This window comes from Rhodopirellula sp. JB055 (genome assembly GCF_043100905.1).
Taxonomy (GTDB): Bacteria; Planctomycetota; Planctomycetia; order Pirellulales; family Pirellulaceae; genus Rhodopirellula.
Map to the genome: position 1 here is coordinate 15,040 of NZ_JBICHO010000228.1, position 15,176 is coordinate 30,215.

At 57.3% G+C, this 15,176-nt stretch carries 10 protein-coding genes and 1 pseudogene; 5 read left to right on the forward strand and 6 right to left on the reverse strand.

The window, feature by feature from the left end; all coding sequences use genetic code 11:
• Positions 1-241: 241 nt before the first annotated feature.
• The gene (locus ACF8AM_RS09500) at positions 242-3,067 is read right to left on the reverse strand and encodes a protein kinase (RefSeq protein WP_392555407.1); all 2,826 of its coding nucleotides are present in this window, start codon (positions 3,065-3,067) and stop codon (positions 242-244) included.
• Positions 3,068-3,300: 233 nt separating this feature from the next.
• Between ACF8AM_RS09500 and hemC the strand changes: the two genes are divergently transcribed.
• Together hemC and hemL are read left to right on the forward strand one after the other, a co-directional pair.
• A complete protein-coding gene (hemC, locus tag ACF8AM_RS09505) occupies positions 3,301-4,290 on the forward strand; it encodes a hydroxymethylbilane synthase (protein WP_392555415.1) in 990 nt (329 codons plus the stop codon).
• Positions 4,291-4,361: 71 nt separating this feature from the next.
• Complete coding sequence (gene hemL, locus ACF8AM_RS09510) at positions 4,362-5,681, forward strand: glutamate-1-semialdehyde 2,1-aminomutase (RefSeq protein WP_392555408.1); 1,320 nt, start codon at positions 4,362-4,364, stop codon at positions 5,679-5,681.
• 66 nt (positions 5,682-5,747) lie between these two features.
• On the opposite strand, the gene ACF8AM_RS09515 is transcribed toward hemL, so the two are convergent.
• Together ACF8AM_RS09515 and ACF8AM_RS09520 are read right to left on the reverse strand one after the other, a co-directional pair.
• Complete coding sequence (locus tag ACF8AM_RS09515) at positions 5,748-6,236, reverse strand: hypothetical protein (protein WP_392555409.1); 489 nt, start codon at positions 6,234-6,236, stop codon at positions 5,748-5,750.
• The gene (locus tag ACF8AM_RS09520; protein WP_392555410.1) at positions 6,233-6,622 is read right to left on the reverse strand and encodes a flagellar biosynthesis anti-sigma factor FlgM; all 390 of its coding nucleotides are present in this window, start codon (positions 6,620-6,622) and stop codon (positions 6,233-6,235) included. The genes ACF8AM_RS09515 and ACF8AM_RS09520 overlap by 4 nt, the downstream gene beginning before the upstream one ends.
• Before the next feature lie 1,222 nt (positions 6,623-7,844).
• On the opposite strand from ACF8AM_RS09520, the gene ACF8AM_RS09525 reads away from it, so the two are divergent.
• A complete protein-coding gene (locus tag ACF8AM_RS09525) occupies positions 7,845-8,588 on the forward strand; it encodes a sugar phosphate nucleotidyltransferase (RefSeq protein WP_392555416.1) in 744 nt (247 codons plus the stop codon).
• Positions 8,581-9,531, forward strand: coding sequence for a ribose-phosphate diphosphokinase (locus ACF8AM_RS09530; protein ID WP_392555411.1), 951 nt, complete (start codon positions 8,581-8,583; stop codon positions 9,529-9,531). The genes ACF8AM_RS09525 and ACF8AM_RS09530 overlap by 8 nt, the downstream gene beginning before the upstream one ends.
• 23 nt (positions 9,532-9,554) lie before the next feature.
• On the opposite strand, the gene ACF8AM_RS09535 is transcribed toward ACF8AM_RS09530, so the two are convergent.
• Together ACF8AM_RS09535 and ACF8AM_RS09540 are read right to left on the reverse strand one after the other, a co-directional pair.
• Entirely contained in the window at positions 9,555-11,048 is a 1,494-nt protein-coding gene (locus ACF8AM_RS09535; protein ID WP_392555412.1) for a tyrosine-protein kinase family protein, read from the reverse strand.
• 13 nt (positions 11,049-11,061) lie between these two features.
• Positions 11,062-12,552: a hypothetical protein gene (locus ACF8AM_RS09540; RefSeq protein WP_392555413.1), complete on the reverse strand. Its 1,491-nt coding sequence runs from the start codon at positions 12,550-12,552 to the stop codon at positions 11,062-11,064.
• 843 nt (positions 12,553-13,395) lie between these two features.
• Between ACF8AM_RS09540 and ACF8AM_RS09545 the strand changes: the two genes are divergently transcribed.
• Positions 13,396-13,590 (forward strand): hypothetical protein, encoded by a 195-nt coding sequence (locus ACF8AM_RS09545; RefSeq protein ID WP_392555414.1) that lies wholly within the window; start codon positions 13,396-13,398, stop codon positions 13,588-13,590.
• 116 nt (positions 13,591-13,706) lie between these two features.
• Here ACF8AM_RS09545 and ACF8AM_RS09550 read toward each other — a convergent pair.
• Positions 13,707-14,936, reverse strand: a pseudogene (locus ACF8AM_RS09550) (DUF1559 domain-containing protein).
• Positions 14,937-15,176: the final 240 nt, after the last annotated feature.

A 15,176-nucleotide genomic window follows, 5' to 3' on the forward strand; every position in this document is an offset into this window, starting at 1 on the left:
TATTGAAACGGAAAACGCGACGTTGATTTTTGTTCTGTCCTACGCACCAACGGGGCGAAGTCGAGGAACAGAACCTGCGCAGTCCAAAACGCTGTCAATATCAACCTTTTGACAGTCCAGCGTTAGCCCCGGTCAAGTGCGGGAACCGTGGCGAACGCCATGCGGCTCACATACCCGATGACACGTGCGAAACTGTTGAACGTGATCCAGTCCGAACGCGATCCATCTCGTGAGACGAAGGTCAGAGTGTCGCTTCAATCCACTCACGCCAATCTTGCCACTGCATTTCATCCATGCTGGAAGTTGGCAAGGAGGGCAGCATCACCGTTCGTCCCAGATCGGGACGTTCCAGGTGCACTGACAGCAACCCATTGATATCCAGTTCAAAACCAAGCCGCCGCATGGGATTCACTTCATCGGGAGCCACTTCAATGGTATGCCGACCGAGCGTTTGCCAGTTCTCACCATTCTTGCCCGAGGACTCGACCAACGACAAAGTCATCTGGTTGTCTCGAGCGGTGCCGTTGAGTTGACGGTTCGTTCGAGCTGGCGTCGGGGTGCCGCGTGGAATGATCGGTAAAATCCTCCGCTTGCCATCGCGGTCCGCGACCACGAAACCAATGGAATGCCCTGCCACACCCTTCGCAGGCGGTTCCGTGCACAACTGCCCCGGCAATTCGGACGCGACGCACGCTGCGGCACCGCGAGCCGCATCCACCTGATCATAAAATGCAATCGCTGCATTGGGTGCCCCGTTCGCCAGCACACGGTCGCGAATCGCAGGCAGACGCAACAACGGCCCCATGGCCAAACAATGCCGCAAATCGGATGGCAGAACGCCTGCACGCAGACAAACCAACTGAATGCTTTCTTCAATGGACTCCAGCAAATCTTCGCATTCATTCAACCACTCATCGCGAGTCACATCGACGGTATCCAGGTGATTCTGATGAGCGATCTCCACCCGGGTTTCTGGCATCAACAACAGTTGATTCATCGCCCGCTCACCGGCCATTTGGATGCGTGTGACATGAATCAATTCCTGACGATTGGCAGGCATCCCTTGAATTCGTTTGGGAGCACATGCCAAACGGGAGGAAATCATTTCGACCAATCGTCGAGACCACGCCATCGTGCCCAAGCACCAATGTCCCGAGGTCGCGATTTGTCGAATTTGACCGCCGTAAACCTGCAGGACAGAAACGTCCAGCGATTGCCCCGTCAGCCCCACGTACAGAATCGGTGCCGAAGACTGAGGATCGATCGCTGGCGATGGCTCTTCTGCATGATGACTGCGAGGTGGAGTTGTCATCGCAAAACGGGTCACGGCGATGCTCCGTTCAATCAATCGAACCGCGGGCAAACCCGCCAATTGTGCCGACTGATGAATCGCGCGACGATGCAACTGGTCATAGCTCGATGGGACCGTGATCGCGACCGCATCCGGCCAACGTGCGTGCCGTTTCCAATTGGCCCCCAAACCCAGTGGAAAGGACGAATCCCCGTCGGGCGAACCAGGTGAGTCCAATTGGCTCAGTGTGTTGCCCAACAAATGACGCATGCACAACCCCATGGTGACCTCAGGAGGACACATTCGCCCTCCGATCCGGCGCATCATGTCGTCGCGGCCAAAGTACATCATCTGGCAATGAGCCACTCGCTGCGGATGCCGTTCGCGACGTTCATAGGCACTGTCGCCAAACAGAATCGTCGACTGCCCTGATTCGCGATCCGTCTTTTCTGACACAGCGATCCGGCATAGCGCACGAGGCCCTTGCGGCGAGACCCCCGGCCATCCCGACAACATGGTGCCGTCAGACTGCGTGATGGCAGTGGCCGCATGAGTCATCCCCAACTCAATGCCAATGACACTGAGCAACCCTCGGCGAGTGGATTCGCCGCCCACGGTCGTGTGATCTTCGCCGGTTTCGCGTCGCGCGAAATCCAACACCCATGCCGGAGTCGAACGATCATTGTCGTACGGTGCCATTGCCCGTGCGACTTCATCCATCGAACCGTATCGTTCCGCAGGATCCTTGGCCAACATTCGACGCACGATGTCCGCCAGTTTCAGATCCACATCATTCCGAAGCGTCATCAAATCCGGGACTTCACCGTGACGGTGACCATAAACTTGTTCGACCAAATCACCCGTGAACGGTGGATGCCCCATCAACAGATAGAACAGAGTCGCGCCGAGCGAATACTGGTCGCTACGTGAATCAGCCGAGTCGGCGTCCTCGAGTTGTTCCGGTGAGATGAACGACAACGTCCCCAGCAACGGTCGGTTCTTCGCTTCTGTGTTCGTCGAATGAGTGGGCGGAAGATCCTCCGACAATTCCAACTCCCGCGCACTCAAATCTCGAGGTGCCGGGTACCAGTCCGCTGAAAATCGAGCCAGTCCAAGGTCCAACAACTTGATCGTTCCATCATGAGCTCGCATCAAGTTGCCTGGCTTGACGTCGCGGTGCACGATGCCAGCGGCATGAGCGTGGTGCAGCGCGAAAGCGGCCTGACGAATCGCGGACGCGGCATCACCGATCGACATCGGCCCTTGATCATTCACCCATTGCGAAAGCGTTCGTCCATCGACGTACTCCATCGCCAAGTAGTGAATGCCATCGGCTTCGCCCGCATCAAAGGCGGTCACAATGTTGGGGTGCATCAACCGAGACGCGGCACGAACCTCTTCGTAGAACCGGTTGACCGATTCCACTCGATCCAACCAACGAGTGGGCAAAATCTTTAACGCGACCACTCGGCCCATCGACCGGTGCTCTGCCAAGAAAACTTCGCCCATGCCTCCTCGACCGATCGGGCGTCCCACTTTGTAGCCACCCAAAATTTCGGGGATCGACCGGTGGAACGCTTCGACTTCAAATCCAACCTCGGAATGCGTTTGGTCACGCGTCAATTCGCCCATCGAATCTTGGGCCGACGCATCCAACAACTCCGCCCACGAACTGGCATCGTCCCCACCGGACTCACTGGAGTTTTCGGTGTGACTTTGAGAGGCCTGGCCGGCGACGTCGCCGAACCGTTCGGGTTCGTCAGTTGAATGGGACAATGGCAGCGGAAGAAGTGAGACGGCGAACAGAGCAAAACACGACCGAAGTCCCCTCCGGACCAAGTCGCACTCGGTTTCGGAATTCGCGTCCTCGGCCTACACTCTTCTTAATAGCGTAACGACGCAGCGGTAGATTATCCGCCATGATTTTCGCATTTTCGGCCCTTCCGTCCACCCTTCCCACCGTATAAACCGCAACTGTGGCCCCGACATCCCCTTCCGATGCCCCCCGCCTGCGAATCGCTACTCGGGAAAGCCCATTGGCCATGTGGCAGGCCAAACATGTTGCTGATTCCTTGAAAAACCAAGGAATCGTGACTGAAATCGTGCCCTTGGTCAGCAAAGGCGACACCGACATGCGTCCGATCGACGGCACCCGTCAGGTCGGTTTGTTCACCAAACGCATTCAACAGGCCCTCGTCGACGACGAAGCCGATGTGGCGGTCCATTCGCTCAAAGATTTGCCCACCGAACCAGATGAACGGTTCGCGTTGGCCGCCGTTCCAACGCGAGAATCCGTCCTGGACGCTTTGGTATTTGCGGACAACAGCCCCCACTGGGATGCATCGTCCGACGCTTCGAATGCCGGCTCACCGCTGGCGTGCTTGCCACCTGGATCTCGAGTCGGCACGGGCAGCACCCGCCGGTTGGCCCAATTGAAACAGCTCCGCCCCGATCTCGACGTTCTGCCAATTCGCGGCAACGTGCAGACTCGATTGGCAAAGCTCAACGCGGGTGAATTCGACGCGATTGTGTTGGCCCACGCTGGGATCCTGCGGTTGGAAATGACAGACCTTCCTCACCAATTGTTCCCGCTCGACGAGATGCTTCCCGCTCCCGGACAAGGCGCCTTGGGAATCGAGGTTCGAAGTGACCACCCCGAAGCACTGCGTGCAGTCTCCGGTTTGAACGATGCCGCGGCACGATTGGCCGCGACCGCCGAACGCAAGGTTCTTTCCGAACTTCACGGCGGCTGCTTGGCTCCCATCGCTTGCCATGCCCAACTGGAAACGTCTGACCAAACCACGGAACTTTGGCTGAACGCAATTGTGATGTCAGCCGATGGCAAAGAACGACTGCAAGAACAGGCCCGCGTCACGGTCACTCCCGACGACACCGACTTGGACGTTGCCGCTGCCCATCAACTGGGAACCTTAGTCGCCGACCGACTTCGCACGAACGGCGCCGACCAATTGATTCGCACCACTCGCGACGACTCCTGATTCCTCGATCCGAATTCCTCAATTCGATCATCGACCGACACCCTTCCTCTGTTTCACCTCCCTCATCGATCATGAACTCACCTGCGAATTCATCTGCAGCTCGCCCCACCGCCGGCCCCAAAAGCATGGCTGCCTTCGAACGTGCCTCTGCACTGATGCCCGGCGGAGTCAACTCGCCCGCACGAGCGTTCGGTGCTGTCGGTGGAACCCCGTTGTTCATTGAGCGAGCCGAAGGGCCCTACCTATTCGACCTCGATGGCAATCGGTACATCGACTACATCGGTTCTTGGGGCCCCATGATTTTGGGTCATGCGCACCCAGAGGTCATCGCTGCGATCACCGACGCCGCCGCAAAAGGCACCAGCTACGGCGCGCCCACCGAAGCGGAATCGCAATTGGCGGAACAGATCATTGAAGCGGTTCCCAGCATCGAAAAGGTTCGCCTGGTCAACAGCGGCACGGAAGCCACCATGAGCGCGCTGCGTGTGGCTCGGGGTGCAACGGGACGCAAAAAAGTCATCAAGTTCGCCGGCAATTATCACGGCCATGTTGACTCGCTGTTGGTGGCCGCCGGAAGTGCAGCGGCAACGTTGGGCGCCCCTGATTCTCCTGGTGTCACCCCGGGTGCCGTCGAAGACACACTGGTTCTGTCCTACAACGATGTGCCTGGGTTACAAAATGCATTTGCGCGGCACGGCGCTGAGATCGCCGCCCTGATCCTCGAACCCGTCGTGGGCAACATGGGGTGCGTTGTCCCCACGATGGAATTCTTGAACGCCGCGCGGAACCTGACCAAGCAACATGGGTCCATCCTGATCTTCGACGAAGTCATGACGGGTTTCCGGGTGGCATACGGCGGAGCCCAAGAACGCTTCGGGATCACGCCCGACATGACCACGCTGGGCAAAATCGTTGGCGGCGGGATGCCACTGGGAGCCTATGGCGGTCGAGCTGACATCATGAACCAGGTGCTTCCGGCTGGCAAAGTCTTCCAAGCCGGAACGCTGAGCGGAAACCCAGTCGCGGTCGCCGCAGGTTCCGCGACGCTGCGTCTGCTGAAAGACAACCCTCCCTATGAACAACTCGAACGTTTGGCGACTCGCTTGGCCGATGGCCTGGACCGAGCTGCCAGCGACGCGGGGATCGCACACACGGTCGCGAAAGCCGGGGCGATGCTGACGCTGTTCTTCAATCCGGATTCCGTTCAATGCTGGGACGATGCAGATCGCTGTGATCGAGAAGCGTTTGGGCGTTACTTCTGGGGATTGATCCAAGAAGGCATCTACATGCCGTGCAGCCAATTCGAAGCGATGTTCTTCAGCCAGCAACACACCGAAGCGATGATCGACGAAACGATCGCCGCCGCCGCCAAGGTTCTGAAGTCGCTGTAGGCAGGTCATGGCGACATCAGCGGTGCGGCTCAACGAGCCGTTGCCTCGCGACCTCGGTGCAGATGCTTAACCTGGATTCTGGCCGTCTTGATAAGCACGCAGGCGATCGATCAACACCAACAATCGATTCGCGGCTGTGGGCAGGGCAACTTCACCAAGCTCGGTGAGTGCGGCAGATGGCCCACGAGTTTTCTCGCAAACCTGTTGCATCTCGACCGAGATGCGGCGAGCCAAGCGGTCTTGGTCCTGGCAGAACCGAAGGCGGGTTTTCCAACGAGCCACGTTCTTGGCTTCTTCGGTCGCAGGGACTCGATCGCCAGAACGCACGGTGGAACGTTTGCGGCTGAGTTGGTCTTGCGCCGCGGTCAATTCCCGTTCGGCCAACCGAATTTGTTCGCGCCAATACGCCAACTGGTTGACCGAGAAATGCTCATCGACGCGATTCAAAATCGCGTGAATCGAATGGCTGGACTGACACATGCGGTCCGCCAAACGCTCGACCGCCTGTCGAAGGGCATCGAGCGAATCAAGGTCTCTGACGTCGCTTTGCGTCACGCTAGTTCATCGAGGAAGCGGTCAAGTGCCGCATCCATCTTCTCCGGAGTGTCGTAGCTTCCGTCGGCAATTTGACGACGAATGTCAGCCACACGATCGATCCGGATTTCACCGCCACCGGCGATCGGTGAAGCAGAATCCAACCGATTCGCGGACGTCGCGGCACTGGACAGGTCGAGTTGGTCCACAGGTGCGGCGGTGGTCCTGGGCGTGGCGGCATCTGCCTTCAAACGGTTCGCACCAGCATTGGCTGCTGATTTGGAAACCGATGACGCGGCTTGGCTCGTGGAAAGTCGAAATGGACCGTAGATTTGCATCGTGACGTGTGCTCCCGGGAGGAAAGCGGAATTGACAACCGGATCCCATGCCGGACCTTCGTGGCCCATCTGGCATGTCGATCGATCGACAAAAGTTTGAATAGGATTGTAGGTGTGACAACCGATCCGTCTTGAACACACGCCCCAGGGGCGCCCGTCAGTCAGGGAACTCTCGACTCGGTTATCAGCGTTGCAATCCTTGTCCCAGGAATCAATCCGTCAGAATCGGTGGAGACTTCGCAAGCGCAGGTTTCGAGAACACGTTAGATATCGGCTTCTTTGACCCTGGACCTGCAGTCCCAATTGAATTCTGAGCAAAAGTTCTGGGCAAAAGTTTGTTCTGTCACACTATCAATCGCGTGAAACCGCCGGCAAGGTCAACGCAGCCAAAAAAATCAGCTTTTGCAGAGGATTTGATTCAAGCCCGACGGGTTCCCATCCGAGCCCCCCCCTGCTTTCCGAATCCCTGAGAGCATGCGGTTTTCCGGTGCTGCATTCCCCTGCGTTCATCATCACCCTTCCCATGGGTGGCCGCACAGATTTTAAGTGCTGCGTTGCCAACCGTTTACCATCACCCACCCTCCGAGAGGGTCGAGCGAAGCGAGGGGAGGGCCGAGCATCGGAACCAGCGCGTCACCCCTCCCCGGCCCGAATCGGACCGCCCCTCCCTCGAAACGTTCGAAAAGTAAGGCGGTGGCTGGCGTCTGAGTTTCGCCTCGGATGGGGCCGTCGTGGGAGCCGGGGACGTCCCTCGCTCACGCGTTTTGAAGTTGCGCTTTTGCGTGAGGCATTGGTTTTTCATAACCCGACGCGTCAGCGAGGCGAAGTCAACATCGTTTTTCCCTCGCTGACGCGTCGGGTTATGAAAAAGCTGACGCGTCGGGTTGTGAAAAAGCTGACGCTTCGGGTTTTGAGAAAAACGCAACTTCAAAACTCACGCGTCGGGTTGCGAAGGGTGGTCTTGGACGACTCTGACGGGCAAGAATGCCCGTCCTCCATGCGTTGCAACGTCGTTGAAGACAGAGTCGACAAGCCGTCACCATAGACGCTCTGATTGCGGATGCCATTTCGATTCCTGGATGACACCTTCGCGGGGGTGAGGGGGCTCACCGCATCAACAACGCCCTCTCCGGCAGTTCAGGCAAGGTACCGGCTTGCCCGAAAGGTACCTGCAAGGGACGATGTTGGCCCGCGTCATTGTTCACTCGCCATCCCCATTGTCGCCGACGGCTTTCTCGGACCTCCGATGACTCAAAAGACAGAACCCTCTCCCTCGACTACCAATGCCAACGTGTGCCTCGTTGTGCTGGCCGCAGGCAAGGGAACTCGCATGAACAGCGAACTCCCCAAAGTGCTGTGCCCGGTCGTCGATCGGCCCATGATCCACTTCGTATTGGATGCCGCGGATAAAGCGGGCATCCAAAAGAAGATCGCAGTGGTGGGCTACGAAGCCGACCTGGTCCGCAAGGAACTGAATACCCGCCAGGACGATTCACTATCGTTCGCGGAACAAACCGAACAGCTTGGCACCGGCCACGCCGTCCAAATGTGCCAGGACCAGTTGGCCGATCACGATGGTCTGACGCTGGTGATCGCGGGTGATTCGCCCTTGATTCAGCCATCGAGTCTGATCAAGTTGATCGAGCACTTCCAAGCCACGCGTCCCGCCTTGCTGCTTGGCACGCTGACCAAAGAAGACCCCACGGGCCTCGGCCGCATCGTCCGAGATGAAAGTGGGCAATTCACCGGCATCGTGGAACACAAAGACGCGACCGACGCACAACGCGAAATTCGCGAAGTGAACATGAGCACCTACCTGTTCAACAACGCGGACCTGCTCGATTCGCTCTCCAAACTCAGCAATGACAACGCTCAAGGCGAATATTACCTGACCGACTGTGCTCGTCTGCTTCACGAAGCCGGACGACCTGTCGAAGCCTTGCCCGTTTTGCAGGATTGCGAATCGCTTTCCATCAACAACCCTGAGGAACTTCAATTGGTCGACCAAACAATGCGAGCGATGGGTTATGCGTGAACAGAAAATCTTCAGTGGCCAAGCAAACCATGACCTCGCTGAAAAACTGTGTCGTCACCTGCACCTGAAACCCGCTCGCATCACGCTGGGGCAATTCCCAGACGGCGAGAACTACTGCAAACTCGATGAAGACGTTCGTGGCCGCGACGTGTTCTTGGTGCAACCGACTTGCCCACCTGTCAACGACAACTTGATTGAGTTGTTGACAATGATTGATTGCTGCAAACGTGCCAGCGCTGAACGCATCACCGCCGTGATTCCCTACTTTGGGTACGCGCGTCAAGACCGCAAAGACGAAGGCCGCGTGCCGATCACGGCGAAATTGGTCGCCAACCTGATCACGCGAGCCGGCGCCGATCGCGTTCTCACCATGGACCTGCACGCGGCCCAAATCCAAGGCTTCTTTGACGTGCCGGTTGACCACTTGTACGCCGCGCCGGTGATCAACGATCACTTCGTCAGCCGCCGATTCTCAGGCGACGAGGTGGTCGTCGTCAGCCCCGATGAAGGCAGCATCAAACGCGCACTTGGTCATACCAAACGACTCGGCGGCAGCCTCGCGATCGTCGACAAACGACGCACCAACGCTTTGGAAGTCCGCCAAAACACGATCATCGGCGGTCCCGTTGAAGGAAAGATCGCGTTGATGTTCGACGACATGATCAGCACCGCCGGATCGATCTGCGGTGCCGCTCGGTTGGTTCACGAAGCCGGTGCGAAAGAGATTCACATCGCCTGCACGCACGGTGTCCTGTGCGGCCCCGCGATTGAACGACTTCGCGAAGCTCCAATTGATTCAATCACCGTGACAGACACGATTCCAGTCACGGGTGAAAAACTGCTTCCCAACTTGGTCCAACTCTCGGTGGCACCGCTCTTGGCCGAAGCGATCAAGCGGATTCACCACGATCAATCGATCAGCGAACTTTTTCGCGAACGCTGATGAATCGCTGTGACGAGCGTTGTTCACTCGGCGTCGTGGCAAAAGTTTTCGACGATCCCAACGCCGGTCAGTCCGTTCCGGCGTAGGTCGCCGACCAGAGTCTCCACGTCGGATTCGTCCGTGCGGCTGACGTCTCGCACGATCAAGGCGGAATCGCAAAGTCCGGCGGTTGCCAAATCAGCGGTTCCGCAATCAATGATCACCAAATCAAAGGATTGTTTGAGTCGCTCGACCACCTGCTCCAATTCGCTCGCGGCAGGTGAAAGCTCGTTTGCACCTGACAACAACGGAATCAACGTCAGCGCGTCGCTCTCCGAAGACACGGCGACTTCTTCCACAGGAATGCCGTCGCGAATGGCATCGATCCAATCCTGGTCCAACTCCAACGCGAAATCGTCGACCAGCGTCGGCCCATCGATGTCGGCATCGACCAAAGCGACTTTCATTCCGGTGAATGCCACACTGAGCGCGATGCCCATCGCAACGGTCGACCGACCTTCACCAGGAAGCACACTGGTCACGGCAATGGAGCCCAATCCGTCGAGCTGTGCGTCGACGATGTGCTGCCCCAGTTGATCGGCCAAAGTCCCGCATAGGAACAATTCCGACACAGTGTCCGGGATATCCAGCTCGGTCACTTGCCAGGCCGCAACAAACGCTCGCTTGGCCACCTCTTTGGGTTCTTCCACTGGAACCGCAGTGGGCTGGATTTCAACCGCAGGAACGGGTTCCGCAACCGGGGCTGGCCCGGCGACTTCCGTCGTTTGTTGCTGCATCGACTCAGCAAGATAACGCTCCGCTTCGCTGACTTGCTGCGTCATGCGAGACGCAATGTCAGGCACGGAGTGCAATTCTGGCTCGTGAACGGGTGCGCGGGGCGGCTCCGCTTCGACGGGCGGCACCGACGGAATTTCGGTTTCGATTGTATTGGTATCGATGACCGGCGAAGCGGGAACTCTCGCCACGCCCGATACGATCAATGGCTCGCCAATCCGGCGAGCAGTGTCGTCCACATCCACGGGACGATCGATTCGCAAACGAGTCGATTGGTCCGCGGTTTCCATCCAAATGGACGTGGACTCGGTCACAGACGCATCCAATTGCATCCCCGTCGCATCGTCGCGACGATCGCCACGCAGTGGCTTCAGGCGATCCGAAGGACGCTTGATTGCCGACGGAGAATCTTGCAACAAGTGCGACTTTGGAGCCGGAACGACGCGTTCTTCAGAAACGGGAACTTCCGCCTCCGCGGCGACTCCGGCTGAACCGCCCGAGTCTCGTTGACGACGCATCGAAGCAGCACGGTCCAACCGCAACACTGCCTCGTCCAATCGGCGGGTGACTCGTTCAGATCGCGCCAAACCAGTCAACGATTCTTGGACGGTGCCATCGTTCGCTCGCGGCGGCACGACAGCGGAATCGATCGAATCGACGGCCTGCATCTGGGCCACCGTCTTCGACACATAACGGCGATTCCGGGCGTGCGATTGAATGAAGTTATTCGGTTGATTCATCACGTTCCCCTGTCACTCAGCGGCGCAGATTGGATTCGGGAAAGAAAGACGGGGCGGCGACTCTGGCTTCGGGTTGCTCCCCAGAAGAAGGAACCTGGTTTCCAACTGAAACCTCCGGCCCATCGCCTGGCAATGCGAACTGAAAATCAGGCGAGCGAGGCGATTGGGTGGTTGGGAATCCATCCGTCGATGCCGGTTGCTCGACATTCACAGACGCTTGCTCACCCAGTTCAGACGGCAATGGCGGTAGGTAGTCGATCCAGTTGGTGATCGGTCCCGGAGTCCCCGTTTGCAATGGCACAGGAACGGAAGGCAACTCCGAATCCGCTGGAACGCCTTGTTCTTCTGGGAGAACATCATCGTTGGGCGGCAGGCTCAACTCGGAATTCACATCGGAATCGGATGCGGTCATATTGGATTCAAGATTGGTCGCGGCACCTTCAGGTTCCCCGACAACGGGCGAAGCCGATTCTGCAGGCGGCTCACTGTGAAAAGGAGCCGAATCAAAAGGCGGCACTCCACCAACACCACGTTGCATGGGCGAGGAAGCCAATTGCGATTGCACCAAACTGGTTCCACCTGGAACCGGCCCGATGTCGCCTGCATGTGCTGGTTGGTCGAGTTTGGTTTTGCTCATTGAATGGGGTGGCGTGTTCACTCTCACAGTCGCATCCGCGGGGCGATGACCTCCCTCTGGCCGCAAAGCATCCGCATTGGACGCACCGGCAATCGAGGAGACTGCCTCGGAAGGTTTCTTCGACAGCGCTTTGGCAAAACCGGCACTTGGCGACGATTTCAAATCGGACGGAGAAATCGTTGGACGGCGTTGCTCTTTGCTGACAGCCAACGAATCGCTCCCGGACTTCACACCGGTTTTCGATGCCGTTTCATTGACCGCGGGATCTTTCGCACTCAAGGCTTCTGAGTTTTGACGAGCGTTGGAATTGCGTCGCGGTGCAAACACCGCCCAGCACGCGACCAGGGCCAACAACACCAACAAAGTGTTGCGAGAGCCAGCCAGCGCCAATGCCCGATTGCTAAATGATTCGGAGGCTCCAGTTTGCAATTCATCGCGTCCCACTTTCGTGGAAACGGATTCCCGGATTGCCTCCAGAGACGGTGCCCGCAACGAAGGACTCGACTGATTCGCAGCAAAGGACTCGGTTGGCTTTGGAGCCATGACGGGTTCGTCGATCGCTACTTTCGGTGGTACCGGCACAGGTTCCTTCGAAACAACCGGTGCCAGATCAGGCAGCCTTGTGACGCTGGCTTGATTGGCCGCGTCCACTGTGGTTCGCGCCGCCGCATCCAGCATCTCTTGCATCCCCGGAGAATCAGCAACGTTCTGCTCTTCGGACAGCAACTCCTCCTCCGCGCAAGCTTCACCGGCATCCGTTGGCGGATACAAATCGGGCAATCGCAGCAGGGTTGGCGCCAGTTCTTCAAACTCCGTGCGAGACGGGTTGGAACGACGGCTTGGATCTGTGTGTTTGGACGCGGTTGTCATGCGTGCTTCTCTCGTTTTGGAACGTGAGTGGTCGACGGAAACATCCTCCACGTACAGGACTCTCCAGGCGCAACATCTCCCCCTCCACGGATCGACAACAAACCGAAACGGTCTTGAGGAAAATCCGGAATAGCGAAACTTTGCGGGCGACGACAAGACGGATCAAGCCACGAACGACCACCGAACTAGTTTCACGAAATCGCGTTTCATCCACGCGGTTGAATTCGCCCTCCTGAACACCGTTCAAGCGGGTAGGCGGAGACGAACGGGCAGAACCATTTGAGCCGTTTGGGCGTTCGCCCCGGATGGGGCCGTCGCGAGAGTTGGGTGGGTCCCTCGCTCACGCTTTTTGAAGTTGGGCTTTTGCGTGAGGCATTGACTTTTTCATAACCCGACGCGTCAGCGAGGCGAAGTTAACATCGTTTTTCCCTCGCTGACGCGTCGGGTTATGAAAAAGCTGACGCTTCCGGTTTTGAGAAAAGCGCACCATCAAAACTCACGCTTCGGGTTGTGATGGGTGGTCTTGGCCGACTCTGACCGGCAAGAGTGCCCATCCTGCATGCGTTGAAACGCCGTTGACGACTGAGTCGACAAGCGGTCACCATTGACGTTCTGCCTGCGGATGCCAAGTTGATTCCTGGATTGCACGAGGTGGTGCATTTTTTGGGGGGCACGCGGCGCACCTCACCTGAAACGAAGTTTTGGGGGGAGCCAACAACATCGACATACGAGGGTCGAATAAAACGGCAACACCTCCGCAGCGGGTGGGGACAATTCTCAATTTCGAATCACTCTGCTAAGTTGTGGGTTGATTGATCTCCCCATTCAACCTTTCGGTACAAAATGATGAAACAAGTTATCCAAGGCGTTTGCTTCGCCTCTTTGGTCGCCTTTGGCGCGTGTGCATTGCCCGGTTGTGGCTCGGATGAACCTGCCTCGGTTGTGGACTCCACCGACCTCGACGCAATCGCCGAGTACGAGCGCATGATCGCTGAAGAAGAAAAGGCTGCGAATGAAGGAATGGAAGCAGCCGAATAATCTCACTCGGCCAATCCAACCAAAAGAAAACGCCACGTTGAAACCAACGTGGCGTTTTTTCGTTTTCGAAGGAATTGCCGCATCAGGTTTTCATCAGCCTGACGCAGTGATTGGAATCAGAATTCCTGATCGATGACTTCGCGGGCACCACGCGAGCCGAGTGCTCCCCACAAACCGTACGGGCTCTTTGCCCCCGGTTGGTTCATATTGGCATCGTTTCCGTTTCGCCAAACCACTGGGTTGTTTTGATTTCCCGCCTCGATCGACGAAGTGATGAACTTCACGGCGCCGTCGCCCATCAAAACGTGCACTCCACCCTGGTGACGACTTGACATCGTCATGATCGATGGCCCATTCGAATCGTGCGGAATGCAGGTGGGACTGTTAGGGGGCAAAATGGTGTGAACCTGCGACTGGGCGTTCTGGCAATCCGCCCAACGGAACCCTCGCCCTTTGCCATTGCCCTCCAACGCCCCCGCTGTCCAAAACTGGGGTCGCTGGGGATCGATCATGGTTGGATCTTCGATGCACAACCGTGGGTTTTGGCGGATCGCTGTCTGCGCGGGCTGACGATCCGGGTGACGCTTCGCTCGCGTTCGGTTGTCGAGGTCACCCAGGTCGGTGGCAATCTCACCCATCGCGATCGTGTTGGACAAACCATCGAGCACATCGCGGAACCGCATCTGCTTGTGCTTCACAAAGAAACCACGGTTGGCCGCGCGAGAATGCTGCGCGTAGTTGTTGGCAGCCCCCGAGTTTGCCGGTCGAAGATCACCGTGCATGGTCCACCAAAACGAATCGCCCATCGACATCGCGTAGTTGGTTCGACCAAGACTAGGCAAGCCTTTACCAGGGTCGCTGGGACAACGCAGCGTCGGCAGCTCAGTCGCCCAAGGTTTGTACTGGATGTTCTGAGGGGTTGGTCCCATGGCGGGCCACGGGTTAGTTGGTGTTCCAATCCCCGCGCCTGTGTTCCCATCAGTTCGCTCTGAATTTGGGTTGGTGATTTGTTCCCAAATCCCCTGTTGCTCCATGAACGGAGTCATCCCAACCAATGCACTCAGACGCCAATAATTGTGGTTCGTGTAGCTGGACCACCAATTATGACTGCCATTGCCAATGTCGGTCCCGACACCCTGCATTGGAGCGCCGTTGTAAGCGCTGTGGTAGTTGTGAATCGCCAGCCCAAGCTGCTTGAAATTGTTACTGCAACTCATCCTGCGAGCCGCTTCCCGTGCCGCTTGAACGGCCGGCTACAGCAAGCCAACCAAAACGCGAATGATTTCAATGACAACCAATAGCTCGACCAACGTAAAGCCAAGCCGCCTGCGTCTCCCAAAGTCCATGTTTCCGTTCCTCGAAATAGAAATGCGAATCCGGACCTGCAGATGCAGGTCACTCGCAAAATTATTCCGAGTGACAATTAAATCCCCATGCTCAAAAAACGCACCAAAAGCCACTAACGAGCATAAAAGGGAGCTAAACCAACCATAAAACCATTTCCGAGCACGATAAGGAAAAAAACAGCCCGGTAAGAGATGACCCAAATAATTGGATTTTTTAGGCAAAATTTACGAAAACATGCG

Bases quoted from the DNA above. Each gene is read 5' to 3' on its own strand.
- ACF8AM_RS09545 (WP_392555414.1), top strand. From the start codon at position 13,396: ATGATGAAACAAGTTATCCAAGGCGTTTGCTTCGCCTCTTTGGTCGCC.
- ACF8AM_RS09540 (WP_392555413.1), bottom strand. From the start codon at position 12,552: ATGACAACCGCGTCCAAACACACAGATCCAAGCCGTCGTTCCAACCCG.
- ACF8AM_RS09520 (WP_392555410.1), bottom strand. From the start codon at position 6,622: ATGGGCCACGAAGGTCCGGCATGGGATCCGGTTGTCAATTCCGCTTTC.
- hemL (WP_392555408.1), top strand. From the start codon at position 4,362: ATGAACTCACCTGCGAATTCATCTGCAGCTCGCCCCACCGCCGGCCCC.
- ACF8AM_RS09530 (WP_392555411.1), top strand. From the start codon at position 8,581: ATGCGTGAACAGAAAATCTTCAGTGGCCAAGCAAACCATGACCTCGCT.